The sequence below is a fragment of the Sphingobium soli genome (assembly GCF_020782245.1).
GTDB classification, from domain to species: domain Bacteria; phylum Pseudomonadota; class Alphaproteobacteria; order Sphingomonadales; family Sphingomonadaceae; genus Sphingobium; species Sphingobium soli.
This window is the reverse complement of the sequence record NZ_JAJGNP010000003.1, coordinates 292,924-317,907: the sequence shown is the minus strand read 5'-3', so window position 1 is coordinate 317,907 and position 24,984 is coordinate 292,924. Positions and strand designations below refer to the sequence as shown.

Sequence of the window (24,984 nt, the reverse complement as noted above, 5' to 3'; positions counted from 1 at the left end):
GGTGTTCGGCACGCATCGACTTCGATGCCATGTCGGCAACCAAAATCCTTTGGGGTCAGGTCTTCGCGGTCTTCCTGATCGTCCTCGCCGCCCTGTGGACCGCGACGCAATGGACGGCCGCGGCGCTCGCCTATCAGCCCGAGCTTGGGTCGCCGTGGTTCATGCTCGGCGATTGGCCGGTCTATCCGCCGCCGGCCTTCTTCTGGTGGTGGTTCTCCTTCGACGCCTATGCGCCGGAGATATTCCAGACCGGCGCGTTCATCGCCGTGTCGGGCGGGTTCGCCGCGATCGTCGTCGCCATCGGCATGTCGGTCTGGCGTGCGCGCGAGCTGAAGAACGCCGAGACCTATGGCTCGGCACGCTGGGCGACGCGCGGGGAGATCGCCGCCGCCGGGCTGACGGGCGACAGCGGCGTCATGCTCGGTCGGCTCGGGCGCGACTATCTGCGCCACGACGGTCCCGAGCATGTGCTGTGCTTCGCGCCGACGCGGAGCGGCAAAGGGGTCGGCCTCGTGGTGCCGACGCTGCTCACCTGGCCGGGCTCGGCGATCGTGCATGACATCAAAGGCGAGAACTGGCAGCTCACCGCCGGCTTTCGCGCCCAGCACGCGCGCGTGCTGCTGTTCGATCCGACCAACGCCGCGTCCGCCGCCTACAACCCCCTGCTCGAAATTCGCAAGGGCGCCTGGGAAGTGCGCGACGTGCAGAACGTCGCCGACGTGCTGGTGGACCCGGAAGGCTCGCTCGAAAAGCGCAATCATTGGGAAAAGACATCCCATGCCTTGCTGGTCGGCACGATCCTGCATGTCCTCTACGCGGAGGCCGACAAGACGCTGGCGGGCGTCGCCGCGTTCCTGTCAGACCCGCGCCGTCCGATCGAGAGCACGCTATGGGCGATGATGACGACGCCGCATCTGGGCGAGGCGGGCGTGCATCCCGTCGTCGCCTCGGCCGCGCGCGAGCTGCTCAACAAATCGGCCAATGAACGATCGGGCGTGCTCTCGACCGCCATGTCGTTCCTCGGCCTCTATCGCGATCCCGTGGTCGCGCAGGTCACGCGCACCTGTGAATGGCGCATCAAGGATCTGGTCGAGGGCGAACTTCCGGTGACGCTCTACCTCGTCGTGCCGCCCAGCGACATTTCGCGCACCAAGCCGCTCATCCGCCTCATCCTCAACCAGATCGGGCGCCGGCTGACCGAGGACTTGAAGGCGCGGCAGTCGCGCCACTGGCTGCTGCTCATGCTCGACGAGTTCCCCGCGCTCGGCCGGCTCGACTTCTTCGAGAGCGCGCTGGCGTTCATGGCCGGCTACGGCATCCAGAGTTTCCTCATCGCCCAGAGTCTCAACCAGATCGAGAAGGCTTACGGGCCGAACAACGCGATCCTCGACAATTGCCATGTGCGTGTGTCGTTCGCCACCAACGACGAGCGCACGGCCAAGCGCATTTCGGATGCGCTCGGCACAGCGACTGAGATGCGGGCGATGAAGAACTACGCAGGGCACAGGTTGAGCCCCTGGCTCGGGCATTTGATGGTGTCGCGTTCCGAAACCGCCCGCCAGCTTCTTACCCCCGGCGAAATCATGCAGCTCCCACCCGACGACGAGATCGTCATGGTCGCGGGCATCCCGCCGATCCGCGCGAAGAAGGTCCGCTACTTCAAAGATAGGCGGTTCACGCAGCGGGTGATGTCGCCGCCCGACAGCAATGTCGGAGGCGGCCCGCCGCGCCCCGACGACTGGAGCGGCCTGGCGCCGATCGAGGCGCCGCCGATGCCCGAACCGATCGAGCATGAAGCGCCGAAGAAACCAAAGAAGAAAAAGGCCGCCAAAAAGGCGGATGCCGAGGACGATGCCGACAATGCGGACCTGCGCCGCGAGCCAGCGCTGGAGCGTCATATCGATATTGCGCCGACGCCCCGGCCAGCGCCCACGAACGAGTTCGAGCTGGACGAGCCCGATCCCGACAGCGACGCGGCGCGGCAGGCGGCGGTGCGCCGCCAGATGCAGCGCGTGGCCCGGCAGGCGTCGCTCGATCCCGATGATGGCATCGAGCTATGACCACCAAGACGCCGCTATCTGTCTATCTCGATCCCGAACTGATGCGGGCGCTCGCCGCCTATGCCGATCGGAGGGATAAGTCCCGCTCGCTGATCGCCGAGGCGGCCATCGCATCCTTCCTGTCACCCGACGCCGATGAGCAGCGCGAGGCCGCCATCGCCAAGCGGCTCGACAAGCTGGACCGGCGCATCACCCGGCTGGAGCGCGATGTCGGCATCAGCCTCGAGATGATCGCGCTGTTCGTGCGCTTCTGGTTGTCGAACATCCCGCCGCCGCCCGAGAGCGAGCGGGCGGCGATGCGCCGCTTGGGGAACGACCGCTACGACGCCTTCATGGAGGCGCTGGGCCGCCGACTCGCGAAAGGCCCGAAGGTCAGACAAGAAATCGGCGAGGACTTTGGCTCCCAAGAAGACTGAGCCGACTACGCCAGTTCTTGTCTCTCTACGCCAGACTACGATGACCGCATTTACTTGTTGAATCTCGGTCTTTCCTACCTCTCTTGATGTGCCCTGACGCCGGGCGGCGGTTCGCCCGGCCCTCATCAGGGGCTTTTTCTTGACCGTCCACCCGATCCGTTCCGAGGCAAAGTCACGCGGCGCGCGGATGCTGCGCACGGCGCTGGGACCGTCGATCGCGGCCTGGCTCGACGATGCCGCAGTGATCGAGGTGATGCTGAACCCGGATGGGCGGCTGTGGGTCGATCGGCTCGGCGAGGGCATCAGCGACACCGGCATGACGTTGGCCGCCGCAGACGGCGAGCGCATCGTCCGCCTGGTCGCGCACCATGTCGGCGTCGAAGTCCATGCCCGGTCCCCGCGCGTCTCGGCCGAGCTGCCGGAGGGCGGCGAGCGGTTCGAGGGGCTGCTGCCGCCCGTGGTCGCTGCGCCGGCCTTCGCCATCCGCAAGCCCGCAGTCGCGGTGTTCACGCTCGACGACTATGCGCGTGCCGGGATCATGTCGGCCGCACAGGCGGAAACGCTCCGCCAGGCTATTCCTGCCCGCGCCAACATATTGGTGGCGGGCGGCACCGGCAGCGGCAAGACCACGCTGGTCAACGCTCTGCTCGCCGAGGTGGCGAAGACCACTGATCGCATCGTCCTGATCGAGGACACCCGCGAGCTGCAATGCGCCGCGCCCAACCTCGTCGCCATGCGGACGAAGGATGGCGTCGTCTCGCTGTCCGATCTTGTCCGCTCCTCCCTGCGCCTTCGCCCTGATCGCATCCCCATCGGCGAGGTGCGCGGAGCCGAGGCGCTCGACCTCCTCAAAGCCTGGGGCACCGGCCACCCCGGCGGGATCGGTACGATCCACGCCGGGACCGCCCTCGGCGCGCTGCGCCGCATGGAACAGCTTATCCAGGAGGCCGTCGTCACGGTCCCGCGCGCGCTGCTGGCCGAGACCATCGACCTGATCGCCGTCCTTGTCCGCGACGGCCACGGCCGCCGCCTCGCCGAGCTGGCCCGCGTCGAGGGGATCGACGCCGCGACCGGCGATTACCGCCTCACGCTGCTGACCACCCCCCAACCCGGAGACCTGCCATGATCCATGCCTTGTCGCATGGCGCACGCCGCGCCATGCTCGCCGCCACCGCCAGCGTGATCGCGCTAACCATCTCGGCTCCCGCCCAAGCGGGCGGATCGTCGATGCCGTGGGAAGCGCCGCTGCAAAGCATCCTCGAAAGCATCGAGGGGCCGGTGGCGAAGATCATCGCGGTCATCATCATCATCGTGACCGGCCTGACGCTGGCGTTCGGTGACACGTCGGGTGGCTTTCGCCGCCTCATCCAGATCGTGTTCGGCCTGTCGATCGCCTTCGCCGCGTCGAGCTTCTTCCTGTCGTTCTTCTCGTTCGGCGGCGGAGCGCTGATCGCATGATGGGCGCGGCCGATCCCGTCGAGCCGATCGCGGGCTTCTTTGCCCCGGTCCATCGGGCGCTGACCGAGCCGATCCTGCTCGGCGGCGCCCCGCGCGCGCTCGCCATCGTCAACGGCACGTTGGCCGGCGCGATCGGCCTCGGCCTGCGCCTCTGGATCGCCGGCCTCGTCATCTGGGTGATCGGCCATGCGGTCTCGGTTTGGGCCGCGCGCCGCGATCCGCAATTCGTGGACGTAGCCCGCCGTCACCTCCGTTACCCGAGCTGGATGCAGCCATGATGAGTCTGCGCGAATATCGCAGCAAGGCCGCGCGCCTTGCCGACTTCCTCCCCTGGGCCGCGCTGGTCGGTGAGGGCGTCGTTCTCAACAAGGACGGCAGCTTTCAGCGCACGGCTCGTTTCCGTGGCCCCGATCTCGACAGCGCAACGCCGGCCGAGCTGGTCGCCACCACAGCGCGGCTCAACAACGCGCTGCGCCGTCTCGGTTCGGGCTGGGCGATCTTCGTCGAGGCGCAGCGCACGCCCGCGCTCGACTACCCGGAATCGGAGTTTCCCGATCCGGTCTCGGCGCTCGTGGACATGGAGCGGCGCGAACAGTTCCGCGAGGAGGGCGCCCATTTCGAGAGCGGCTATTATCTGACGCTGCTGTGGATGCCGCCGGCCGAGGAAGCCGCGCGGGCCGAGGGCTGGCTTTACGAGGGCCGGTCCACCAGCGGCGTCGATCCGTGGGAATTGCTCAAGGGCTTCACCGATCGCAGCGACCGCGTTCTCAATCTGGTCGAAGGCTTCGTGCCCGAGGTCCGCTGGCTCGATGACGCCGAGACGCTGACCTACCTGCACAGCACGATCTCGACCCGCCGCCAGCGCGTGCGCGTGCCGGAAACCCCGATGCACCTCGACGCGCTGCTCGCCGACGAGCCGCTCACTGGGGGACTCGAACCGCGCCTGGGCGACCATCATCTCCGCACGCTGACGATCACGGGATTCCCCAGCGTCACATTCCCCGGCCTGCTCGACGAGCTGAACCGGCTCGCCTTCGAGTATCGCTGGTCCACCCGCGCGATCATGCTCGACAAGGCCGACGCGACGAAGCTGCTGACGAAGATCAGGCGGCAATGGTTCGCCAAGCGCAAGTCGGTCGCCGCGATCCTGAAAGAAGTGATGACCAACGAGGCGTCCACGCTGCTCGACAGCGACGCCTCCAACAAGGCCGCCGACGCAGACACCGCCTTGCAGGAGCTGGGCGCCGATTATGCCGGCATGGCCTACGTCACCGCCACGGTGACGGTGTGGGACCGCGATCCCGCCGTTGCCGCAGAGAAGCTGCGGCTGGTCGAGAAGGTCATCCAGGGCCGCGACTTCACCGTCATTCCCGAGGGGATGAACGCCGTGGAAGCGTGGCTCGGCTCGCTCCCCGGCCACACTTACGCCAACGTCCGGCAACCGCCGATCTCCACCATCAATCTCGCCCACCTGATCCCCCTGTCAGCAGTATGGGCGGGGCCGGAACGGGACGAGCACTTCGGACAACCCCCCTTGCTCTACGGCAGGACCGAAGGCTCGACCCCGTTCCGGTTTTCCCTTCACCCCGATGGCAGCGATGTCGGGCACACGCTGATCGTCGGCCCGACCGGTGCCGGAAAGTCGGTGCTGCTCGCACTGATGGCGATGCAATTCCGCCGCTACAAGAACGCGCAGGTCTTCGCCTTCGACTTCGGCGGCTCGATCAGTGCGGCCGCGTTGGCGACAGGCGGGGATTGGCAGGATCTCGGCGGCGGGCTGTCCGACGACAGCGACGGCGGCGTCCAGTTGCAGCCGCTCGCCCATATCGACGATCCGGCCGAACGCGCCTGGGCGGCCGAATGGTTGGCGGCGATTCTCGCCAGCGAAGGCGTCGCGGTCGATCCCCAGGCCAAGGAGCATATCTGGTCGGCGCTGGGTTCGCTCGCCAGCGCGCCGATGCCGGAACGGACGCTGACAGGGCTCGCGGTCCTGTTGCAGAGCCAGCAGCTCAAGCAGGCGCTCGCGCCCTATTGCATCGGCGGGCCGTGGGGCCGGCTGCTCGACGCCGAGGCCGAGCGGCTTGGCGAAGCCGACATGCAGGCGTTCGAGACCGAGGGGCTGGTCGGCGCCGGCTCGGCCGCCGCGGTGCTCTCCTATCTGTTCCATCGGATCGAGGGGCGGCTGGACGGCTCGCCGACGCTCATCATCATCGACGAGGGCTGGCTGGTCCTCGACAGCCCGGACTTCGCCGCGCAGCTCCGCGAGTGGCTGAAGACGCTGCGCAAGCGCAATGCCAGCGTCGTCTTCGCGACGCAGAGCCTCGCCGACATCGAGACGTCGAGCATCGCGCCGGCCATCATCGAGTCCTGCCCGACGCGCATCTTCCTGCCGAACGAGCGCGCGGCCGAGCCGCAGATCGCGGCCATCTACGAGCGGTTCGGGCTCAACGCCCGGCAGATCGAAATCCTCAGCCGGGCCACGCCCAAGAGGGATTATTACTGTCAAAGCAGGCGCGGCAATCGCCTGTTCGAGCTGGGGCTGGGTGAGGTCGCGCTGACCTTCGCCGCCGCGTCGTCGAAGACCGACCAGCTCGCCATCGCCGACATCATCGAAACCCACGGGGCGCCCGCCTTCGCGGCCGAATGGCTGCGTCATCGCGGCTGTGCCTGGGCCGTCGAGCTTCTTCCCCCCGATCCCCCACGCCAACCCCAGCAGGAGTTACCTCTATGACCGGATTCCCCCTGCGCCGCGCCATCCTGGCCGGCGTCCTCGCCAGCGCGGCCGTCGTGCCGATGATCGCGCCCATGCCTGCCTACGCGCAGTTCGGCGGCATCGTCTATGACCCGACCAACTACGCGCAGAACGTGCTGACGGCCGCGCGGTCGCTTCAACAAATCAACAACCAGATTCAGCAAATCCAGCAAGCAGCGACGAGCCTCACCAACGAGGCGCGCAACCTGACTTCGCTGCCGTTCTCCTCGCTCCAGCAGCTCCAGCAGCAGGTGCAGCGCACCCAGCAGCTTCTGAGCGAAGCCCAGCGCATCGCCTACGACGTGCAGGACATCCAGCAGGCATTCAACGGCCGCTACAAGGGCGCGGCGCTGACCGGCGATCACGCGCAGATGGTCGCCAATGCGAACGCTCGCTGGGAGGATAGCGTCGGCGCCTTTCAGGATGCCTTGCAGGTGCAGGCCGGTGTTGTCGGCAACATCGAAGGCACGCGCACGACGATGGACAGCCTGGTCTCGACCAGCCAGTCCGCGACAGGCGCGCTCCAGGCGGCGCAGGCGGGCAACCAGCTTCTCGCGTTACAATCGCAGCAGCTCGCCGACCTGACCGCCGCCGTCGCGGCGCAGGGCCGGGCGCAGGCGCTGCAATCCGCCCGTCAGGCGGCCGAGGAAGCCGAAGGGCGCGAGCGGTTCCGCCGCTTCATGGGCAACTGAGACTGCCCCATGCTGCATGGAACCTCGCGCACGGCGAAAATCGCAGGGATGGCGGCGCTGGCCGGGCTGATGATGACGGTGGCGATCGTCGCCGCCGTCCAGCCCGATGAGCCCGCGCCCACGCCGCCGCTCGTCCTGCCGGCGGATGAAGGCCAGGCCAGGCTCGCCCGCGAGCTGGACCGCTGCGCCTCGCTCACCATGCCGGACTCGGGCTGCGAGGCGGCCTGGGCCGCCAATCGCCGCCGCTTCTTCCGTCAGGACGAGCCCGCGCCCGCGACGGAGCGCGGCGGCGACACGGCGCCAGACGAAGGCGCCCGGCCATGAACGACACCGGTGTTATCGACAATTTCCTCAATGTCTTCACCGGCTACATCGACAGCGGATTCGGACTGCTCGGCGGCGAGGTCGCGTTCCTCTCGACCACGCTGATCGCCATCGACATGACGCTCGCCGGCCTGTTCTGGGCCTGGGGCGCGGACGAGGACGTGCTTCAGCGCCTCGTCAAGAAGACGCTCTACATCGGCACCTTCGCGTTCATCATCGGCAATTTCGCGCTGCTCGCCACCATCGTGTTCGAGAGCTTCGCCGGGCTCGGCCTCCAGGCCAGCGGCGGGGCCATGACGATCGACGAGTTCATGAAGCCCGGCACGATCGCGGCGAAGGGGCTCGAAGCGGCCAAGCCGCTGCTCGATGCGGCGGGGCAGTTCTCCAGCCTGTGGGCCGTGTTCTCGAACCTCGCGCTGATCCTCGTGCTGCTGCTCGCCTGGGTGATCGTGGTGCTCGCCTTCTTCATCATCGCCGTGCAGGTCTTCATCACGCTGATCGAGTTCAAGCTGGTGACGCTGGCCGGCTTCGTCCTGCTGCCCTTCGCCTTCTTCAACAAGACCGCCTTCATGGCCGAGAAGGTGCTGGGCCATGTCGTCTCGACCGGCATCAAGGTGCTGGTGCTCGCCGTCATCACCGGCATCGGCACCACCCTGTTCAGCCAGTTCACCGGCGCAGCGCTCGGCCCCGCGCCCGACATCAATCAGGTCATGGCCATCGCGCTCGCCGCGCTGTCGCTCCTCGGCCTGTCGATCTTCGGCCCTTCGATCGCCAACGGCATCGTCTCGGGCGGCCCGCAACTCGGCGCGGGTGCGGCGGCCGGCACCGCGCTGGCCGCAGGCGGCGCGCTGGTCGGCGGCGCGGCCGCGGCTCGCCTTGGCGTCGGGGCCGCCGGTTCCGCCCTCGGCGCGGCCGGCCGGATGACCGGCGCCGCCGCGCGTGGCGGCGCGCAGATGGCGGGCGGTGCGACCAGCGCTTATAGCCTCGGCTCGCTGGGCAAGAGCGGCGCGGGCGCTGTCGCGGGCGGCATGGCCGCTGTCGGTCAGGCGGCGGCGGGAAGCGCGGTGAGCGCCGTCCTCTCGCCCTTGCGCAAGGCGGCCGCCAAGGGCGGCGCGGCGATGAAGGCCAATTTCCGCTCGGGCGCCCGCGCCGGGTTCACCGCCACGGGCGGCACGATCACCGGCGGACCCGAAGCCGCCACCCCGGCCGCCGCGACCGCTGAAGGCTCCGGGGCGGCCGGCACGTCGGCCCAGCCCGCATGGGCGGCCGCGATGAAACGCCGCCAGGCCGTCAGCCACGGCGCGACCGTCCTCGCCCACACCATGAAGGCCGGCGACAGCCACGGCGGCGGAGCCGGTCCCGACATCAAAGAGAAGGACTGACCCTCCATGTTCCGACGCCCCACCATCCGCTACGACCAGCCCCCCGAACCCACCACGCCCTATCAGCGCGCCGCGCAGGTCTGGGACGACCGCATCGGCTCGGCGCGCGTGCAGGCGAAGAACTGGCGCCTCGCCTTCTTCGGCGCGCTGGCCCTCTCGGGCGGGCTCACCGCTGGGCTCGTCTGGCAATCCGCCCGCGGCCATATCGTGCCCTGGGTGGTGCAGCTCGATCGGCTGGGCGAGGCCCAGGCCGTCGCGCCCGCCGAAGCCGGCTACCGTCCGACCGACCCGCAGATCGCGTTCCATCTCGCCCGCTTCATCGAACAGGTCCGGGCGATCCCGGCCGATCCGGTGATCGTGCGCCAGAACTGGTTGCGCGCCTACGACTTCACGACCGACAAGGGGGCGATGGCGCTCAACGACTATGCCCGCGCCAACGACCCATTCACACAGGTCGGCAAGGTTCAGGTCGCGGTGGACGTCTCCAGTGTGATCCGGGCCTCGCCCGACAGCTTCCGCGTCGCCTGGACCGAGCGCCGCTATCAGGACGGGAGCCTCGCCGCCACCGAACGCTGGTCGGCCATCCTCACGGTCGTCGTGCAACCGCCGCGCACGCCCGACGCGCTGCGCAAGAACCCGCTCGGCGTGTTCGTCAACGCCCTCAACTGGTCCAAGGAGCTGTCGCAATGACCGGCATACCCATCCGCCGCGCGGCCACGGCCGCGCTGCTCGTCTCCGCTGCCGCGCTCGCCGGCTGCGCTACCACGTCCGCGAAGCCACCGGCCATCGCCTATGACGATCCGCCGCGCGAGATCGCGGCGACGCCGGCCGCACAGCCGCCGCGCGCCGTCGAGGTGGTGACGATCCCCGAACCGCTGCCTCTGCCCGGCCAGTTGAAGCCGCTCGCGACCGGCACGGCGACGTCCGAGCACGCCGATCCGCGCCGCCGCGTCGGGGCGGCCAATGCCGCCGCCCGCGTCCAGCCCACCCGCGACGGCTATGTGAACGCCATCCAGCAATATCCGTGGTCGGACGGCGCGCTCTATCAGGTCTATGCCGCGCCCGGCCAGGTGACGGACATCGCGCTTCAGGAAGGGGAGCAGCTTGTGGGACCGGGGCCGGTCGCGGCCGGCGATACCGTGCGCTGGATTATCGGCGACACGGTGAGCGGCAGCGGCCTCACGGCCCGCGTGCATATCCTGACGAAGCCCACACGGCCCGACATTTACACCAACCTCGTCATCAATACCGACCGGCGCACCTATCACATCGAACTGCGCGCGACGGCCTCGACCTACATGGCGTCGGTCTCCTGGACCTACCCGCAGGACGCGCTGATCGCCCTGCGCGGTGCTAATGCCGCCGCTGCCGCCTCGGCCCCCGTCGCCGCCGGCATCGACCTCGCGGCGCTCAATTTCCGCTACCAGATCGAGGGCGACCGCGTGCCGTGGAAGCCCGTTCGCGCCTTCGACGATTCCGCGCAGGTCTTCATCGAGTTTCCGGCCGGGATCTCGCAGGGCGAGATGCCGCCGCTGTTCGTGACCGGCCCGGCCGGCGACGCCGAGCTGGTCAATTACCGCGTGCAGGGCCGCTACATGGTGGTGGACCGGCTGTTCGCCGCCGCCGAGCTGCGCCTGGGCGACCGGCGCAGCGAGCAGCGCGTCCGCATCGTGCGTGACGATGCGGAATCGCGCCGCAGGGGGCGGCCGTGACCGATCCGGCCGACACTTCCCCGCCCGAGGCGGCCGCACCGCAGACGCCGCGCGCCGACCCGCAAGCCTTCCAGCTTCGCGGCGATCCGCCGCGCGTCATGCGGCTCTCGCGCAAGGCGCTCGCCGTGATGGGCGTCGTGGCCGGTCTCGGCATCGGCGGCTCGCTGATCTACGCGCTCAAGCCGCCGGGCGAGAAGGAGACCAAGGAACTCTACAGCACCGACAGCCGCGCCACGGCCGAGACGATCAATTCAGGGCCGAAGGACTATGGCCAGGTTCCGAAACTTGGGGCGCCGCTTCCCGGCGACCTCGGCGGCCCGATCGTCTCCGCCCAGCAGCGCGGGGAGAATGTCCCTGTCCCGCCGGTCGGCGGACAGCCCGATCCGAGAGCGCAGGCCGCAGAAGCCGCCCGTCAGCGCATCAGCCAGGAACGCGACCCGGCGCGCACGAGCGGCGTGTTCCTCGGCGGCGGAAGCGCCGGAGCCGCCGCGATGCCGTCCGTGCCGAATCTCGCAATGGCAGCGCCGGACACCGCCGCGCCGCAGCCTGCGGCGCAGCCCAATGACACGGCGCCGCGGGGTGACCAGGCCGGAAAGCGGGCTTTCATGGCGCAGGCATCCAATGCGCGCACGGCGAGCGTCGAGCGCCTGACCGCGCCGGCCTCGCCCAACATTGTGCAGGCCGGCAGCATCATCCCCGCCGCGCTCATCACCGGCATCCGTTCCGACCTTCCGGGGCAAATCACCGCCCAGGTGACGGCCAATGTCTATGACAGCCCTACCGGCCGCGTCCTGCTCATCCCGCAGGGTGCGCGGCTGATCGGCGAATATGACAGCGAGATCGCCGCCGGACAGACCCGCGTGCTGCTCGCCTGGGATCGCCTCATCATGCCGGACAGCCGCTCGATCGTTCTCGAGCGCCAGCCCGGCGCCGATGCGGCCGGCTATGCTGGCCTACAGGATCGCGTGAACCAGCATTGGGGCAATCTGCTCAAAGCCGCCGCCGTCTCGACGCTGCTCGGCGTCGGCGCCGAGCTGGGCGCGGACAGCGAGGACGACCTGACCCGCGCGCTGCGCCGCGGCTCGCAGGACACCATCAACCAGGCCGGCCAGCAGATCGTGCGTCGGCAGCTCAATGTGCAGCCGACGCTCACCATCCGACCGGGGCATCCGTTGCGCGTGGTTCTGACCCGAGACCTTATATTGGAGCCGATCGGAGGCGCACGATGAGCAAGTTGAAGCTGGGGCCGCTGGCCGACGACCGGCCGGTCAAGCTCTCCGTGGAGCTGCCCGCCGCCGTGCATCGCGACTTGCAAGCCTATGCCGCCGCGCTCGCGGCCGAGACCGGGGGATCGCCCGTCCCGCCCGACAAGCTGGTCGCGCCGATGCTCACCCGGTTCATGGAAACCGACCGGGCCTTTCGCCGGCACCGCGCGCAGGAGAAGTGAACGCGCCGCCTGCCGTTAGTTGCCCATGAATTTCTTGAAGCGTTCTCGGCCTTCCGCTTCGATCACGGCCTGTTCGGCGTTGGCGCACTCGTCGTCGCGCGCCGCTCCTTCCGCGCATTGCGCCACGACCTGCCGCGCTTCATCGAGATGCGCCGCGAAATATTGCGTCCCGCGCGGCTCAGCCGGTGTCGGCGTGGCGGCCGGCGGGCCGGCGACGATCACCGTCCGCTCGACGGGGACGATCACCGGACGAAGGACGAAGCCCGCCCCGAACCCGATGATGAGCGTGACCAGCACGATGATGAGTGTCTTTCCTTGCGTCATGACGGCTAATTTCCCGCTTGCTGAGAGAGTGGCTGCGGCACAGGCACGGACGGCATCGAATAGCGGGCGGTGACGAACTCAAGGAACCGGCGCAGCACCGGATTCTCATTGTCGTCGCGCCAATAGCCCGAGAAGCCGATGCGCGTGTGCCCGTTGGTCTCGTGGACCTCGCGGAAGACCACGCCTGGGACGTGGATGCCGAGCGCCGATTCCGCGACGATCGAGATATGCCCGCCGAGTGCGATGACGCTCAGCGCGGTATCCCGCCTGATGTCGTCCATGTCGATCTCTGGCGAATAGCCCGGCATCCCCAGCTTGCCCAAGAGCATGTTGCGCGTCTCGGGACCGGGATCTCGCTCGGTGAGCAAGAACCGCTCGCCCGTCAGGTCGGTCCAGTGGATGCGTTCGCGCGTCGCAAGCGAATGGCTTTCAGGCATCGCCACCAGGACGCGCTCGCTCCAGAAGGAGCGGCTCATCAGGCCAGGATAAGGCGTGTCGCCGATCATGATGGCGATGTCGAGCAGCCCGTTCTCGATGCCGGCCAGCAGCATGTCACGGTCGCGCTCGAACCCGCGCAGCTTCACGTCGCGATGGCGCTCGCCGAACTCGCTCAGCGTCGCGCGCAGGTTGCCGGCCGAGAGGGAGGTGTAGAAGCCGACCGCCAGCTTGCCGGCATAGCCGTTCGTCGTGGCGCTGACCCAGGCGTCCAGCTCGTCCCATTCCTTTATGATGCGCTTGGCGACGCGCAGATAGGTCGCGCCGTTAGCCGTTAGCGTCGCGCCGCGCGTCTTGCGGTCGAACAGCACCATGCCCAGCCGCTTCTCGGTTTCGAGGATGTAACGGCTCAACGTCGGCTGCTTGATATTGAGGTTGCGTGCCGCCCGGCTGAAGCTGCCCGCCTCGGCCGCCGCAACGAGGTAGCGAAGTTGACGGAGTTCGATCACTCGCTACCTCTTCAGGATAGTATCGAGCGGTATGCAGCCATGATTGGAGGTGATGCTGCGGATATTGCGTGAGCGAAGCGGCACTATGTTCTTCTACGTCGTCCACGATGGATTACTAAGTGCCGCTCTTAAACCGCTCAATTACCAGTGCGATGCCTTGTCCCCCGCCAATGCACATCGTGATCAAGCCATACCGACCTTCGGATCGTTCGAGTTCATGAATCGCTTTCACGACGAGAATCGCACCGGTGGCGCCGATCGGATGCCCAAGCGAAATGCCCGAACCGTTGACGTTGGTCTTCTCCGGATCAAATTCCAGTTCGCGCGCAACCGCGCAGGCTTGAGCCGCGAACGCTTCGTTCGCTTCGATGACATCGATCTCCTCAAACCCGATGCCCGCGCGCTCAAGCGCGATCGGAACGGCTTTCACGGGGCCTAGCCCCATCACGGATGGATCGACTCCGGCATGCCCCCACCCCAGGATGCGGGCGCGCGGAACCAGTCCCTTGGCGGCGGCTGCCGCCGCCGTGGCGAGAACCAGGGCGGCGGCGCCATCGTTGACCCCAGAGGCATTGCCGGCCGTTACCGTTCCTTCCTTCTGGAAGGCCGGGCGCAGCTTGGTGAGGCCTTCGGCCGTTGTATCGCCACGAACATGCTCATCCGTGTCGAAGACGATCACACCTTTGCGGGTCGAAACTTCAACCGGCACGATCTGCTCGTTGAATCGGCCTTCCGCAATGGCTCGGGCCGCGCGCCTCTGACTCTCCAGTGCGAGGGCATCCTGATCCTCGCGACTGATCTTGCACTGTGCGGCAATATTCTCCGCCGTCACCCCCATATGATAACCGTCCAGCGGATCGCTCAAGGTTGTGGTGAGCGCATCGACCATCTCGATCGGTCCCATCTTCTGACCGAACCGGGCGGATGCCACGAGATGGGGCGCGCGACTCATGTTCTCGGCGCCGCCCGCGACCACTAATTCAGCCTCGCCAAGACGCAATGTCTGTGCCGCGGAAATGATGGCTTGAACACCCGATCCACAAAGCCGATTCATGGTAAGCGCCGGCGCAGACACAGGGATGTCCGCACCGAGCGCGGCCACTCTTGCGAGATACGCATCCTGAGCGATCGTTGGGATAACCTGTCCCATGAAGACGTGATCGACATCGGCAGGCTCGATCCCGGCCCGCGCCATGGCTTCGGCGATAACAATGCTGCCGAGCTTTGCGGGTGGAACGTCTTTGAGCGCTCCGCCGAAGGTGCCGATCGCCGTTCGGACGCCGGACAAGATCAGAATATCATCGCTCATTTCCGTTCCTCAATGTTGAAGCCGGCCTTGCCGGACACACCGCTTCCCTCCCTGCCGGAAAGCATCGAAGAGTCTTGCCTGGCCTTCCATCCGCCACGCTGCGAGCCAAGCGTATTTCTGTTCGATTATCGCCGCTTCACACGCATCGCTTGGCTTGCGTCCAGGCAAGCGCCGCGAGTTCAGGTAATACCGCAACCCGTTCGCGAGCCTGGGCGGATGCTGCGGTCCCCCGGATCACGCGCCCCTTGATCCCATGAAAGATCGCTGCCAGGCGGAAAAAATTAAATGCGATATAGAAGTCGTAGCCGGGCATGGCTCCCAGGCCGCGTCTGCGGCAATAGGCCGCAAGATAGTCTTGCTCGTCAGGAATACCGAGCGCTGCGAGATCGGCATTCGCAAGCCCCGCGACGATATGTGGGGGCATGCGATACATCATCGCATGATAGGCGAAGTCTGCGCCCGGATGGCCAAGCGTTGACAACTCCCAGTCCAGCACGGCGAGCACGCGCGGCTCACTGGGATGGAAGATCATATTGTCGCATCGAAAGTCGCCATGGACGATGCTGGTCTCATCCCCGGCCGGGATGTTTGCCGGCAGCCAATCGACCAGAAGGTCCATGTTCGGGTCGCGCCCGGCCGCCTCATCTTCCAGATATTGCCTGGACCAGCGCGCGATCTGCCGCTCGAAATAATTGCCGGGCCTGCCATAATCGCCCAGGCCGACAGCCTGATAGTCGACATTGTGGAGGGCGGCGATCGTGGCGTTCATGGCATCGAAATAAAGGGCGCGCTCGGACCTTGGCACGTCGGGGAAGGTCGCGTCCCAGAAAATGCGGCCTTCGACCATCTCCATGACGTAGAACCAGGTGCCGATCACCGCATCCTCTGTGCATAGCCCATAAACATGGGCCACTGGAAAGCCCGCCCTGGCAAGCCCGGTCAGCACCTTGGCCTCCCGTTCGATGGCATGCGCGCCCTTCAGGAGCTGGCCCGGTGGCTTGCGCCGCAGGACATAGGATCGGTCAGGCGTCACCAGCTTGTAGGTCGGATTGGACTGCCCGCCCTTGAACTGTTCGACATGAAGCGGTCCGGCATAGCCGTCGACATTCGTCCGCATCCAGAGGTCGAGCGCATCGATATCGAAACCATAGCCCTCGCGAACGGGAGCCGTGCCGACATTGCCATCCTGCGCAACCGTCATGCCTGAGCCGCCTTCCAGTCGCGCTTGATCTTCTTGGCGAGCGACCATTTATGAACCTCGGTCGGACCGTCGTAGATGCGGAAGGCGCGGATTTCGCGGAAGGCCTGCTCGACGATGGTGTCGCCGCTGACGCCATTGCCGCCCATCACCTGCACGCAGCGATCCGCTACCCGGAACAGGGCGTCCGCCACGGCCGCCTTCGTCATCGAGCTTTCCACCGTGGCCAGCGACCCCGTGTCGAGTACCCCGGCGCACCAGTCGATCATCAATTCGGCCTGCTTCAGTTCGATGAGGTTGTCGGCCAGCATGAAGCCCACGCCTTCATGGTCGACAAGCGGTTTGCCGAATGCATGGCGCCGATTGGCATAGTCGGTGGCGATCTCATGGGCGCGTGTCGCTACGCCATGCCAGCGCATGCAGTGCGAGAGGCGCGCGGGCGAGAGACGCACCTGGGCATATTTGAAGCCTTCGCCCGAAGCTCCCAGCATCTGGTCGGCAGGGACACGCAAGTCGACAAGATCGATCTCGGCATGCCCTCCCGGCATCGAACTGTCGATCGTATCGAGCACGCGCGCGATTCGGATGGCGGGATCGGGCAGCTCCACCAGGAACATGCAGGCGCCGTCGTCCGACTTCGCCATGACGATGCCGACCTTGGCGCCCTGCGCGCCGGTGATGAACTTCTTGCGCCCGTTGATGACCCAGTGATTGCCATCGAGCCGGCAGGTCGTCCGCATCATCGAAGGATCGGAGCCAGCGCCATCCTCCTCGGCCGGTTCGGTCATGAAAAAGGCCGATCGCGCTTCACCCCTGACAAGCGGTTCTAGGAAGCGCGATTTCTGCTCGGGGCTCGCGACCTTGCCCAGCAGATACATGTTGCCCTCGTCTGGGGCGGCCGTGTTGCAGGCAAGCGGTCCAAGCGGCGACAGGCCCGTCTTGCGCAGGACGATCGCTGTCTCGCCCTGTGTCAGATGCGAGCCGTCCGCCAGGATATGCGGCGTCAGCACCCCGGCCTCCCGCGCCTTCCCGCGCATCTCCATCACAAGCTCGTCGGTCGGCCCATGATGGTCCCGGCGGCTATCCTTCTCATAGGGGATCACCACCTCGCGGACGAATGTTTCCACCCGCGCGGCCATGGCGTGCGCTCTATCCGTCATGCCTCGAAACTCGCTTCGGTTTTGGCGCGGACTTCCTCGATCGTCACGCCAGGAGCGAGTTCGATCAGGCGGAAGGCGACGTTACGGGATTTGCGGTCGAACACCGCCAGATCAGTAATCAGCATATCGACGACATTGGCGCCGGTCAGCGGCAGGGTGCAGTGGGTGCGAAACTTGGGACTGCCGCTTTTCGACACATGATCCATCAGCACGATGATGCGCCGGACGCCGGCCACAAGGTCCATGGCACCGCCCGGTCCCTTGATCATCTGACCGGGGATCATCCAGTTTGCCAGATCGCCATTCTCGGCCACTTCCATAGCGCCCAGCACCGACAGGTCGATATGGCCCCCGCGAATCATTGCGAAGCTGTCGGCTGAAGAAACATAGCTGGTCCGGTCCAGCTCGGTGATCGTCTGCTTGCCCGCGTTGATGATGTCCGGGTCCACCTCCCGCTCGGTCGGGAATGGACCGAGCCCCAAGATGCCATTCTCCGATTGAAGGGTGACATCGACGCCGGGCGGAATGAAATTGCCGACCAGCGTCGGTATCCCGATGCCTAGATTGGCGGTGAAGCCGTCGTGCATCTCGAGCGCCGCGCGGGCAGCCATTTGATCGCGGGTCCAGCCCTTTACGGACGTGTCGGTCGCCATCACGCCGCCTCCGCCCTGATCGTGCGCCGTTCGATGCGCTTTTCGTTGCTGGTTGCGCGAATGAAGCGTTGGACAAAGACGGCCGGCGTATGGATGCTGTCCGGGTCAAGGCTGCCCGCTGGCACCAGTATTTCCGCCTCGGCCACCGTCACCTGTCCGCATGTCGCGACCATCGGATTAAAGTTCCGGGCGGATTTGCGGTAGACGAGGTTGCCGTAGGGATCGGCCTTCCAGGCTTTCACCAGGGCCAGATCGGCGACGATCCCGGTTTCCATCACATAATCGCTATCGCCAAAGCGACGCACTTCCTTGCCTTCGGCAATCATCGTGCCGACGCCGGTGCGTGTGTAGAAAGCCGGGATGCCCGCGCCTCCCGCCCGCATCCGCTCGGCCAAGGTGCCTTGCGGATTGAACTCCACCTCCAGCTCTCCGGCCAGAAACTGGCGCTCGAATTCCTTGTTCTCGCCGACATAGCTGGAGATCATTTTGCGAACCCGCTTCTCGGCGAGGAGGATGCCAAGGCCGAAATCGTCGACGCCCGCATTGTTCGACACCAATGTCAGGTCACGCACGCCGCTTTCTAGCACTGCATAGATCAAGGTCTCGGGAATGCCGCAAAGCCCAAAGCCACCCGCCGCGATCGTCATCCCGTCGAACAAGAGCCCTTCAAGGGCGATGTTCGCATCCACCTGGAGCTTTTCAGCCATCTGCTTCTCCTTCATTTTACAGGCTGCTAACGAGATGTCCCCCGTCCACGGCGATCACCGCGCCTGTCATGAACCGCGAGCCATCCGAGGCAAGCAGGAGCAGCGGTCCGTCCAGATCCTCCAATTGGCCCAGGCGTCGCTGGGGCACCCTGCGAATCAACGCACGCCCCGCGTCCGTTTCCCAGAAGGCCCGGTTGAGTTCCGTGTCGAGATAGCCGGGCGCGAGGGCGTTCACTCGGATGCCATGACGCGCCAGTTCGAGCGCCATCACCTTGGTCATCTGCACCACGCCGGCCTTGGAAACCGCATAGGGAAGCACGGCTCCCGCCTGCCGCAAGCCAAGAATGGAGGCGATATTGATGATCGATCCGCCTCCGCGCGCCTTCATGGCCCGTCCGGCGGCCTGCGCGACCAGGAACATGCCCTTGAGATTGGTATCGATCACCGCATCCCAATCGGCTTCGGTCTGGTCGAGCGCGGGGCCATCGCGGACGATCCCCGCATTGTTCACCAATATGTCGATATCGGCCATGGCAGCGGGGAGCGCGTCAAGCGACGCAGCGTCGGTGACGTCGAGCGTCACGACTTTCGCGCTTCCGCCGAGGCGTGCGATGCGTTCAGCAACATCCGCCAGAGCCTCCTTCCGCCGCGCCGCAAGTGTCACCGCGGCACCTGCTTCGGCAAGGATCATCGCGAAATGCGCGCCAAGCCCGCTGGACGCGCCCGTCACCAGCGCGTGCTTGCCGGCCAGCGAAAAAAGTGGAGTGATTCCGTCAGCCATTAAGCACCATATCCTCAAGTATCTGTCCGCCGATCGCCTCGTTGACGATGTCGCCAGCCAATCCCTGCTCACTTCCGGAGATGAGAATGAGGCTCGCGCCCGGTTCGGACACGCTTTCGCAGATTGCGGCGGCCAGCGCTGCGACCGTATGAATATTCTGTCCCGCATCATTGTCGCGGCAGATGCGGATCACACTGCGCTCACGATCGGGCCGCGATCCGTGCAGCAGCGCATAATGCTCCCGTGCCCCTTCCTGCTCGCGATAGATCCGCAATTGAATCGAGGCGTTCGCCCCCACGAAGCGAGGCGCATCGTCACGGTGAACCAGGCGGGTCCGCGCACATTGCGCAGCGAGCAGCGTTCCGATATCGACGGCCTCAAGCGACTGCATCCAGCCCAGACCGGGCATGTCGGCCAAAGTCGCGACTTCCCCATCATCCCGCAATATCCGGCACAGTACGGCTGCAAAGCCCCGGTTCGCCAACCGCACAAGCTCGATCGCCGCCTCGGTGGCGCCGCAGCGGCCGATCAAGCCATTCTCATGGCCGATAATGGGGAATACGTGACCGGGACTGACAATGTCATGAGGGCCGGCGCCGACCGCAGCCGCCACAGACATCGTTCTCGCACGATCATCCGCCGATATACCCGTCGAAACACCGCTGCGGGCCTCGATAGATCGGGCAAAGCCGGGACAGCGGGGATTATTGTCCACCGCTCCTGCCATGGCCGTCAGGCCGATCTGGCGCGCCTGCTCCGGTGCGATCGGCATGCAGATAAGGCCCCGACCATTGCGAGCCATGAAGTTCACGACATGGGCGTCGACGTCGCGCGCCGCAGCAATCAGGCTGATTGGAGCATCACCGGAGATACCTTCAGCCAGAATCGCAACACCTCCCGCCGCGATGGCCGTGACGGCCGCGTCGGCGTCGAAGGTGGGGACGGACACAAGCGACGGACGCACACGCCGGCGCAACGGTGACGATACATGGTCGGGATCGAAATGAGGCTGGGTCGCCATGGTGGATTCCTTAAGCCGCGGTCGCCAACGCGGAGTGCGCAGCAACGAATTCCAGCAATTGCTCGGCCATCGCATCGAACGTCCGGGCGAGTTCGGGCGAAAGACATTCTCCATCGGGCGCAAAGACCGGCTCGATCGTATTGATCGCAACGCCCAATGGCGTCGGCCAGCCCCGCAGAGCATGGACAACGGCTCGCAGCGCTCCCAGCGTCGCTACCGCGCCCTGCCAGCCCGCCCCCGTGGCAACACAGCCAACGGGCCGACCATCGAAATAGCAGCGCGCGTCGCCGCGCATGTCTTCCGTATAGTCGAGCGCGTTCTTCACCAGCCCTGAAATGCCGCCATGATAGCCAGGCGATCCGATCAGGATCGCGTCCGCGCGCCGCAATGAATCGACCAGGAACCGCGCCCGTTCGGTCCGCTCCACCCGCTCCGGCGCATAAGCCGGCAGGTCGAGATCCGCGCCACTGATCAGAACAGTATCCGCGCCCAGCGCGACACACCGACGCAGAACCAACTTCAAGGCCTTTTCGGTCGAGCTATGTTCTCTGAGAGTGCCTCCGACCGCAACAACAACGGGCCGACGGACCCCAAGCGACACCTTCATCACATCCCTCCAGCCGGTTTGACCGGACTTGCCTAAATCTTTAACGTGTTTCATGTTCTTGATCGAGGTCGCGCCAGAAGTCAACCATCGAATGGGTTTGCATGTTCAGCATTTAGAAATGTAACATGTTATGGTTTTAAGGAGAGAGAAATGAACGGTCTGGCATTACCCAAGCGCATGCGTGCGGCAGTTTATAACGGTCCCCATGATATCACTCTGGAGGAGGTGGAAACGCCTCGTCCAGGAGCAGCGGACATTCTCATTCAGGTGGTCACCTGCGGAATCTGCGGGTCCGACGTCCATAGCTATAAAACCGGGCTCTACGTCCAGCGTGGCCAGATAATGGGCCATGAATTCATGGGCCGGGTCGTGGCCGTCGGCGAGGACGTGAAGGGAATCGGACTCGGCGATCGCGTCACCGGTTTCTCTGCCGGGGTCTGCGGTCGCTGCCGCGCCTGCGACGATGGCGGGCACATTCTCTGTGCCGATCTGTTCGAAAATTCGACGGGCTATGGCCGCCCCGGCGCATTCGCCGACTATGTGCGGATCGAGAACGCCGCACCTGGCGTCAACGTCCACCGCTTACCCGATCATCTGCCGGACATCATAGCCGCCACCGTCGAGCCTGTCTCGATCGGTATCACGGCCGTTGCGAAGTCGGGCGTCAAGCGTGGCGACAAGGTGGTCGTGCTGGGCGGCGGCATGATCGGCAACGCCTGCCTGCAAGCCGCGCGGCGCGTCGGCGCCGAAGCGGTGATGGTAGAGGTTTCGCCACGTCGCCTGGCACTTGCCGAGGAAAGCGGCGCCGACGGCATATTCGATGCGCGCACGGGCGATGCGCTGGAATGGGTCATGGATCGTTTCGGCGTAAGCCGCTATCATTTCGGACGTGGCGGATCAGCCGATGTCGTGTTCGAGGCGGCGGGTAATCCCATCACAATTCGCCAGTCGCTCGAAATGGTCAGGCCCGGCGGCACCATTTGCATCGTCGGCTTGCCTGAGGAAGCCGCGCCTATCGACACGACCAAGATCGTTCATAAACTGCCGACCATCATCGGGTCTCTCGGTGGTGACTTCACGCAAGCGATTGCGGCGCTGGCGGCAGAGGAAATCCGTACCGACCATCTTGTCAGCCATCGGTTCCCGCTGGAGGAGAGCCGCAGGGCGTTCGATACCCAGCTCGATGCACTCGACAGCTTCAAGGTCATGATCCACGGCTGACCAAAAACCGTAAAGAGGGGGGCGGCACGTCGAGTGCCGCCCCCCTCTTTCCTCGGATTTCCGCTATTAGAAGTCCAGCGGTTCGGCAGCGCCAGCAGAGCCGCCGCCGTCACAATGAACGATCTGGCCATTGACGAACACAGCGTCATCGGAGGCAAAGAACACGACCATGCCCGCGATGTCGGCGGGGGTGCCGGCGCGATCGAACGGGGTCGTGCGGCGATAGATGCGGTCGGCATCCGGGACATTCTGCTTGATCTGCTCGGTCATGATCAGGCCGGGCAGAATGCAATTGCTGCGAACATTTGCGCGACCATATTGCACCGCAAGATATTTGGTGAGCGTGATGACGCCGCCCTTGGTGGTGCCATAGGCGATGAGGGTCGGCGCCCCTGCCTCTCCCGAACCGGAGGACATGTTGATGATGGAACCACCACCTTGGTCGATCATGATCGGCAGGACCGCCTTGCAAGCGATGAACATGCTCCGCAAGTTGATGGAGTAGCTCAGGTCCAGCGTCTCCACCGAGGTTTCGAGCAGACTGGTATCACGCGACCACGCTTCGGCCGTCATCGCCACATTATTATGCAATATGTCGATGCGGCCGAATTGATCCTTGGCGGTCGCGATGAGTTTATTGATCGAGTCTTCGTCGGTAGCATCGAACTGCACAGCCAGCGCCTGGCCATTGCCGATGCGGTGGGCGACCTGCTCCGCACCAGCGATATTACGATCCGCAATGACGACCTTCGCGCCTTCCTGACCAAGGCGCTCGGCCGTTCCAGCGCCAATGCCCGCCGCGCCCCCGGTTACGATCGCGACCTTCCCGTCCAATCTTCCCATTACCCTCTCCTTCCTTACGTTGACCGTTCAGGCCGGGACGTGCTCGAATATTTCCTCGACCACGAGAAGCTGCATCTCCGGCGCGGTGGCGTCGGTCTGGGTGAGATCGGGCGCGGACTTGCCAAGCGCGGCTACAGCCGTCTCGACGTCGTCAAGCTCATAGAGCGCGAGATATTGGAACTGCGGATCGCCGCCTAGTTGGCTGGCGCTCGCCTTGAAGCGCTTGGCGCTCCTGAAACCCGGCAACGCCACCACTTCCGGCAAATGCGTGCCGTTATACCATTCATTATAAGCCTGTTCTTGCTCCGCCGAGACCGGATTAGTGAACGCAATCAGATATTTCGTAGTCATACATGCTCTCCTTCTATGTTATTGCGCGGTGGCACCGCCATCGACCGGCAGAATAACCCCGGTGACATAAGAGGCATCCTCCGAAGCCAACGCCAGCGTCATCCGCGCGATCTCCGCCGGCTGCGCGATGCGTCCCAACGGGATTGGATGCAGCTCCCTGTTTTCCGCGGCCAGCTGCTCCACCACGCCCGCGATCATCGGCGTGTCAACGCCGCCGGGACAGATGCAGTTGACGCGAATTCCCTTGGGCGCCCAGTCTCGCGCAAGAACGCGGGTCAGCGCGACGATCCCGCCTTTGGAGGCGGTGTAAGCGTCCGCGCCGGGCATCGCGACCAATGCGTTGATCGAAGCGATATTGACAATGGCGCCGCCGCCCTGGGCAGCCATGATGGGCAGCACATGCTTGCAGCCCATCGCGACCCCTTTGAGATTGATCGCCAGAATGGCATCCCATGCCTCTTCCGGGGTATCGACAACACTTGCCATCCTGAAGCGTCCGCTCTCGGAATAGCCGACGCCTGCATTGTTGACGAGGATGTCGAGCCGGCCAGCGGGTTGCGCCGCAGCCGCAATCATCTGTTTGACTTCCGCCTCGCGCGATACGTCCACAGCGATCGCGCGCGCGCCAATTTCGTCGGCCACGGCACGGGCGGCATCTGCGTTCCAGTCGGCAACCGCGACATCTGCGCCTTCCGCGGCAAACAGGCGACAAGTCTCCGCACCCTGCCCCGAGCCGCCCCCGGTAACGAGCACGACCTTACCTTGGAAGCGGCTCATTTAGCATCGCCTAGGAAAGACATGACCGCCCCCACGGTGTCCTGGGTATATTCAAGGACCATCCCGTGCCCGCCACGCGGAAGGATCTGCAGTTTCGCCTCTGGGATCAGCGCCGCCATCTCGACCGATTGCGCCGGAGGCGTGAGCGTATCCTCCGCCCCGATCAGTATCAGCGTGGGCGTCGCAACCTTGGGCAGGTCGCCGCGGCTGTCATAACGCCGCAATCCATGCGCCTGCGCTTCAAATCCTTCGGTCGTGACGGGCGTCGGATCTTGCTCGACTCCAACGCGGGCAGCCGCTTCCACAAAGTCGTGGTCGAAGAGGAAACGCGGCGTAAAGCCCCATGCCATGCCGATTATCGCCTGGGCGACCGGGGACACATCGCTGCGCTTGAGGGAGAGGAGGCAATCGAGCCAACCTTCCTGAACGGCTGTGTAGGAAGGAAACGCGCTCAACAACACGGCACGGCGCAAAAGATGCCCATGCCGGATCAGCAGCGATTGAAGCACCGATCCGCCAAGTGACCAGCCCACTACATGGACTGGCCCCAGGCCCAGCCCTTCGATCAGGGCGGCCGTGTCATCGCCCATCTGGTCGATGGTGTAAGGCCCTGGCGGCACGTCACTCTGTCCCGTCCCGCGATTATCGAAGGTGATTACCTTGTAGTGCGGGGTCAACAGGGGCTTGACTGTCGCCCACACGCCCGAATGCCCGCCAAGACCACTGATAAGCAGCAGCGGCGGCCCCTCGCCCTCAATCTCATAATGAAGCTTGATGCCGTTGGCGTTAATGGTCGCCATGTTCTACTCCCGAAAACAAGGGCGCCGAACCGGATGACCCGGCCC

28 protein-coding genes are annotated in these 24,984 nt (G+C 65.5%); 14 read left to right on the top strand and 14 right to left on the bottom strand.

The features are described 5' to 3' along the window. The first annotated feature begins 29 nt into the window (after positions 1 to 29). The 13 genes from LL253_RS06270 to LL253_RS06210 all read left to right on the top strand — a co-directional run bounded on the left by LL253_RS06270 (position 30) and on the right by LL253_RS06210 (position 12,243). The gene (locus LL253_RS06270) at positions 30 to 2,060 is read left to right on the top strand and encodes a conjugal transfer protein TraG (protein WP_228226584.1); all 2,031 of its coding nucleotides are present in this window, start codon (positions 30 to 32) and stop codon (positions 2,058 to 2,060) included. After that, the gene (locus LL253_RS06265) at positions 2,057 to 2,476 is read left to right on the top strand and encodes a CopG family ribbon-helix-helix protein (RefSeq protein ID WP_228226583.1); all 420 of its coding nucleotides are present in this window, start codon (positions 2,057 to 2,059) and stop codon (positions 2,474 to 2,476) included. Before LL253_RS06270 ends, LL253_RS06265 begins: the two co-directional genes overlap by 4 nt. A gap of 139 nt (positions 2,477 to 2,615) precedes the next feature. Beyond that, the gene (trbB, locus tag LL253_RS06260; RefSeq protein WP_228226582.1) at positions 2,616 to 3,602 is read left to right on the top strand and encodes a P-type conjugative transfer ATPase TrbB; all 987 of its coding nucleotides are present in this window, start codon (positions 2,616 to 2,618) and stop codon (positions 3,600 to 3,602) included. Next, positions 3,599 to 3,934 carry a TrbC/VirB2 family protein gene (locus tag LL253_RS06255; protein WP_407696079.1) on the top strand — a complete coding sequence of 112 codons (336 nt, stop codon included), beginning with the start codon at positions 3,599 to 3,601 and terminating at the stop codon, positions 3,932 to 3,934. Before trbB ends, LL253_RS06255 begins: the two co-directional genes overlap by 4 nt. Further along, positions 3,931 to 4,212: a VirB3 family type IV secretion system protein gene (locus LL253_RS06250; RefSeq protein WP_228226581.1), complete on the top strand. Its 282-nt coding sequence runs from the start codon at positions 3,931 to 3,933 to the stop codon at positions 4,210 to 4,212. The genes LL253_RS06255 and LL253_RS06250 overlap by 4 nt, the downstream gene beginning before the upstream one ends. Then, complete coding sequence (gene trbE, locus LL253_RS06245) at positions 4,209 to 6,665, top strand: conjugal transfer protein TrbE (protein ID WP_228226580.1); 2,457 nt, start codon at positions 4,209 to 4,211, stop codon at positions 6,663 to 6,665. The genes LL253_RS06250 and trbE overlap by 4 nt, the downstream gene beginning before the upstream one ends. Next, complete coding sequence (trbJ, locus tag LL253_RS06240; RefSeq protein ID WP_228226579.1) at positions 6,662 to 7,378, top strand: P-type conjugative transfer protein TrbJ; 717 nt, start codon at positions 6,662 to 6,664, stop codon at positions 7,376 to 7,378. Before trbE ends, trbJ begins: the two co-directional genes overlap by 4 nt. A gap of 9 nt (positions 7,379 to 7,387) precedes the next feature. Beyond that, complete coding sequence (trbK-alt, locus tag LL253_RS06235; RefSeq protein WP_228226578.1) at positions 7,388 to 7,702, top strand: putative entry exclusion protein TrbK-alt; 315 nt, start codon at positions 7,388 to 7,390, stop codon at positions 7,700 to 7,702. Continuing rightward, positions 7,699 to 9,084, top strand: a complete 1,386-nt coding sequence (gene trbL / locus LL253_RS06230) for a P-type conjugative transfer protein TrbL (protein WP_228226577.1) — start codon at positions 7,699 to 7,701, stop codon at positions 9,082 to 9,084. The genes trbK-alt and trbL overlap by 4 nt, the downstream gene beginning before the upstream one ends. Before the next feature lie 6 nt (positions 9,085 to 9,090). Continuing rightward, positions 9,091 to 9,774: a conjugal transfer protein TrbF gene (gene trbF, locus LL253_RS06225; RefSeq protein WP_228226576.1), complete on the top strand. Its 684-nt coding sequence runs from the start codon at positions 9,091 to 9,093 to the stop codon at positions 9,772 to 9,774. Next, positions 9,771 to 10,796, top strand: coding sequence for a P-type conjugative transfer protein TrbG (gene trbG, locus LL253_RS06220; protein ID WP_228226575.1), 1,026 nt, complete (start codon positions 9,771 to 9,773; stop codon positions 10,794 to 10,796). The genes trbF and trbG overlap by 4 nt, the downstream gene beginning before the upstream one ends. Beyond that, positions 10,793 to 12,025 carry a TrbI/VirB10 family protein gene (locus LL253_RS06215; protein ID WP_228226574.1) on the top strand — a complete coding sequence of 411 codons (1,233 nt, stop codon included), beginning with the start codon at positions 10,793 to 10,795 and terminating at the stop codon, positions 12,023 to 12,025. Before trbG ends, LL253_RS06215 begins: the two co-directional genes overlap by 4 nt. Continuing rightward, positions 12,022 to 12,243: a DUF2274 domain-containing protein gene (locus LL253_RS06210; RefSeq protein WP_228226573.1), complete on the top strand. Its 222-nt coding sequence runs from the start codon at positions 12,022 to 12,024 to the stop codon at positions 12,241 to 12,243. Before LL253_RS06215 ends, LL253_RS06210 begins: the two co-directional genes overlap by 4 nt. Before the next feature lie 15 nt (positions 12,244 to 12,258). Here LL253_RS06210 and LL253_RS06205 read toward each other — a convergent pair whose 3' ends face one another. The 10 genes from LL253_RS06205 to LL253_RS06160 form a co-directional block, all read right to left on the bottom strand. Beyond that, complete coding sequence (locus tag LL253_RS06205; RefSeq protein ID WP_228226572.1) at positions 12,259 to 12,567, bottom strand: hypothetical protein; 309 nt, start codon at positions 12,565 to 12,567, stop codon at positions 12,259 to 12,261. A 5-nt stretch (positions 12,568 to 12,572) separates the two neighbouring features. Continuing rightward, complete coding sequence (locus LL253_RS06200; protein WP_228226571.1) at positions 12,573 to 13,511, bottom strand: LysR family transcriptional regulator; 939 nt, start codon at positions 13,509 to 13,511, stop codon at positions 12,573 to 12,575. 115 nt (positions 13,512 to 13,626) lie between these two features. Then, positions 13,627 to 14,820, bottom strand: coding sequence for a beta-ketothiolase BktB (bktB, locus tag LL253_RS06195; protein ID WP_228226570.1), 1,194 nt, complete (start codon positions 14,818 to 14,820; stop codon positions 13,627 to 13,629). Positions 14,821 to 14,956: 136 nt separating this feature from the next. After that, positions 14,957 to 16,021, bottom strand: a complete 1,065-nt coding sequence (locus LL253_RS06190; protein ID WP_037543599.1) for a phosphotransferase — start codon at positions 16,019 to 16,021, stop codon at positions 14,957 to 14,959. After that, positions 16,018 to 17,178 (bottom strand): acyl-CoA dehydrogenase family protein, encoded by a 1,161-nt coding sequence (locus LL253_RS06185; protein ID WP_228226569.1) that lies wholly within the window; start codon positions 17,176 to 17,178, stop codon positions 16,018 to 16,020. The genes LL253_RS06190 and LL253_RS06185 overlap by 4 nt, the downstream gene beginning before the upstream one ends. After that, positions 17,175 to 17,831: a 3-oxoacid CoA-transferase subunit B gene (locus LL253_RS06180; RefSeq protein ID WP_228226634.1), complete on the bottom strand. Its 657-nt coding sequence runs from the start codon at positions 17,829 to 17,831 to the stop codon at positions 17,175 to 17,177. Before LL253_RS06180 ends, LL253_RS06185 begins: the two co-directional genes overlap by 4 nt. Continuing rightward, positions 17,831 to 18,538 carry a CoA transferase subunit A gene (locus tag LL253_RS06175; RefSeq protein WP_021227695.1) on the bottom strand — a complete coding sequence of 236 codons (708 nt, stop codon included), beginning with the start codon at positions 18,536 to 18,538 and terminating at the stop codon, positions 17,831 to 17,833. The genes LL253_RS06180 and LL253_RS06175 overlap by 1 nt, the downstream gene beginning before the upstream one ends. A gap of 16 nt (positions 18,539 to 18,554) precedes the next feature. Then, positions 18,555 to 19,319: an SDR family NAD(P)-dependent oxidoreductase gene (locus LL253_RS06170; RefSeq protein ID WP_009822998.1), complete on the bottom strand. Its 765-nt coding sequence runs from the start codon at positions 19,317 to 19,319 to the stop codon at positions 18,555 to 18,557. Then, a complete protein-coding gene (locus LL253_RS06165; RefSeq protein ID WP_228226568.1) occupies positions 19,312 to 20,340 on the bottom strand; it encodes a 3,4-dihydroxy-2-butanone-4-phosphate synthase in 1,029 nt (342 codons plus the stop codon). Before LL253_RS06165 ends, LL253_RS06170 begins: the two co-directional genes overlap by 8 nt. A 10-nt stretch (positions 20,341 to 20,350) precedes the next feature. Then, positions 20,351 to 20,947: an NADPH-dependent FMN reductase gene (locus LL253_RS06160; RefSeq protein ID WP_228226567.1), complete on the bottom strand. Its 597-nt coding sequence runs from the start codon at positions 20,945 to 20,947 to the stop codon at positions 20,351 to 20,353. Positions 20,948 to 21,097: 150 nt separating this feature from the next. On the opposite strand from LL253_RS06160, the gene LL253_RS06155 reads away from it, so the two are divergent. Continuing rightward, complete coding sequence (locus tag LL253_RS06155; RefSeq protein ID WP_228226566.1) at positions 21,098 to 22,168, top strand: zinc-dependent alcohol dehydrogenase; 1,071 nt, start codon at positions 21,098 to 21,100, stop codon at positions 22,166 to 22,168. Positions 22,169 to 22,234: 66 nt separating this feature from the next. Here LL253_RS06155 and LL253_RS06150 read toward each other — a convergent pair whose 3' ends face one another. From LL253_RS06150 to LL253_RS06135, 4 genes are read right to left on the bottom strand one after another with little or no spacing between them, the layout of a single operon-like run. Beyond that, positions 22,235 to 23,011, bottom strand: a complete 777-nt coding sequence (locus LL253_RS06150; protein ID WP_228226565.1) for an SDR family NAD(P)-dependent oxidoreductase — start codon at positions 23,009 to 23,011, stop codon at positions 22,235 to 22,237. A gap of 27 nt (positions 23,012 to 23,038) precedes the next feature. Further along, entirely contained in the window at positions 23,039 to 23,362 is a 324-nt protein-coding gene (locus tag LL253_RS06145) for a DUF4286 family protein (RefSeq protein WP_228226564.1), read from the bottom strand. 18 nt (positions 23,363 to 23,380) lie between these two features. Further along, the gene (locus LL253_RS06140; protein ID WP_228226563.1) at positions 23,381 to 24,139 is read right to left on the bottom strand and encodes an SDR family NAD(P)-dependent oxidoreductase; all 759 of its coding nucleotides are present in this window, start codon (positions 24,137 to 24,139) and stop codon (positions 23,381 to 23,383) included. Continuing rightward, complete coding sequence (locus LL253_RS06135) at positions 24,136 to 24,939, bottom strand: alpha/beta fold hydrolase (protein WP_228226562.1); 804 nt, start codon at positions 24,937 to 24,939, stop codon at positions 24,136 to 24,138. Before LL253_RS06135 ends, LL253_RS06140 begins: the two co-directional genes overlap by 4 nt. Positions 24,940 to 24,984 lie beyond the last annotated feature (45 nt).

Coding starts and splice junctions, on each gene's coding strand:
- LL253_RS06160 (WP_228226567.1), bottom strand. CDS start 20,947: ATGAAGGTGTCGCTTGGGGTCCGTCGGCCCGTTGTTGTTGCGGTCGGA.
- LL253_RS06190 (WP_037543599.1), bottom strand. CDS start 16,021: ATGACGGTTGCGCAGGATGGCAATGTCGGCACGGCTCCCGTTCGCGAG.
- trbJ (WP_228226579.1), top strand. CDS start 6,662: ATGACCGGATTCCCCCTGCGCCGCGCCATCCTGGCCGGCGTCCTCGCC.
- LL253_RS06255 (WP_407696079.1), top strand. CDS start 3,599: ATGATCCATGCCTTGTCGCATGGCGCACGCCGCGCCATGCTCGCCGCC.
- LL253_RS06250 (WP_228226581.1), top strand. CDS start 3,931: ATGATGGGCGCGGCCGATCCCGTCGAGCCGATCGCGGGCTTCTTTGCC.
- trbG (WP_228226575.1), top strand. CDS start 9,771: ATGACCGGCATACCCATCCGCCGCGCGGCCACGGCCGCGCTGCTCGTC.
- LL253_RS06185 (WP_228226569.1), bottom strand. CDS start 17,178: ATGACGGATAGAGCGCACGCCATGGCCGCGCGGGTGGAAACATTCGTC.
- LL253_RS06135 (WP_228226562.1), bottom strand. CDS start 24,939: ATGGCGACCATTAACGCCAACGGCATCAAGCTTCATTATGAGATTGAG.
- LL253_RS06210 (WP_228226573.1), top strand. CDS start 12,022: ATGAGCAAGTTGAAGCTGGGGCCGCTGGCCGACGACCGGCCGGTCAAG.
- trbF (WP_228226576.1), top strand. CDS start 9,091: ATGTTCCGACGCCCCACCATCCGCTACGACCAGCCCCCCGAACCCACC.
- trbL (WP_228226577.1), top strand. CDS start 7,699: ATGAACGACACCGGTGTTATCGACAATTTCCTCAATGTCTTCACCGGC.
- LL253_RS06175 (WP_021227695.1), bottom strand. CDS start 18,538: ATGGCTGAAAAGCTCCAGGTGGATGCGAACATCGCCCTTGAAGGGCTC.
- LL253_RS06145 (WP_228226564.1), bottom strand. CDS start 23,362: ATGACTACGAAATATCTGATTGCGTTCACTAATCCGGTCTCGGCGGAG.
- trbK-alt (WP_228226578.1), top strand. CDS start 7,388: ATGCTGCATGGAACCTCGCGCACGGCGAAAATCGCAGGGATGGCGGCG.
- LL253_RS06140 (WP_228226563.1), bottom strand. CDS start 24,139: ATGAGCCGCTTCCAAGGTAAGGTCGTGCTCGTTACCGGGGGCGGCTCG.
- LL253_RS06170 (WP_009822998.1), bottom strand. CDS start 19,319: ATGGCTGACGGAATCACTCCACTTTTTTCGCTGGCCGGCAAGCACGCG.
- LL253_RS06180 (WP_228226634.1), bottom strand. CDS start 17,831: ATGGCGACCGACACGTCCGTAAAGGGCTGGACCCGCGATCAAATGGCT.
- LL253_RS06155 (WP_228226566.1), top strand. CDS start 21,098: ATGAACGGTCTGGCATTACCCAAGCGCATGCGTGCGGCAGTTTATAAC.
- LL253_RS06205 (WP_228226572.1), bottom strand. CDS start 12,567: ATGACGCAAGGAAAGACACTCATCATCGTGCTGGTCACGCTCATCATC.
- LL253_RS06150 (WP_228226565.1), bottom strand. CDS start 23,011: ATGGGAAGATTGGACGGGAAGGTCGCGATCGTAACCGGGGGCGCGGCG.
- LL253_RS06165 (WP_228226568.1), bottom strand. CDS start 20,340: ATGGCGACCCAGCCTCATTTCGATCCCGACCATGTATCGTCACCGTTG.
- trbE (WP_228226580.1), top strand. CDS start 4,209: ATGATGAGTCTGCGCGAATATCGCAGCAAGGCCGCGCGCCTTGCCGAC.
- LL253_RS06270 (WP_228226584.1), top strand. CDS start 30: ATGTCGGCAACCAAAATCCTTTGGGGTCAGGTCTTCGCGGTCTTCCTG.
- bktB (WP_228226570.1), bottom strand. CDS start 14,820: ATGAGCGATGATATTCTGATCTTGTCCGGCGTCCGAACGGCGATCGGC.
- LL253_RS06265 (WP_228226583.1), top strand. CDS start 2,057: ATGACCACCAAGACGCCGCTATCTGTCTATCTCGATCCCGAACTGATG.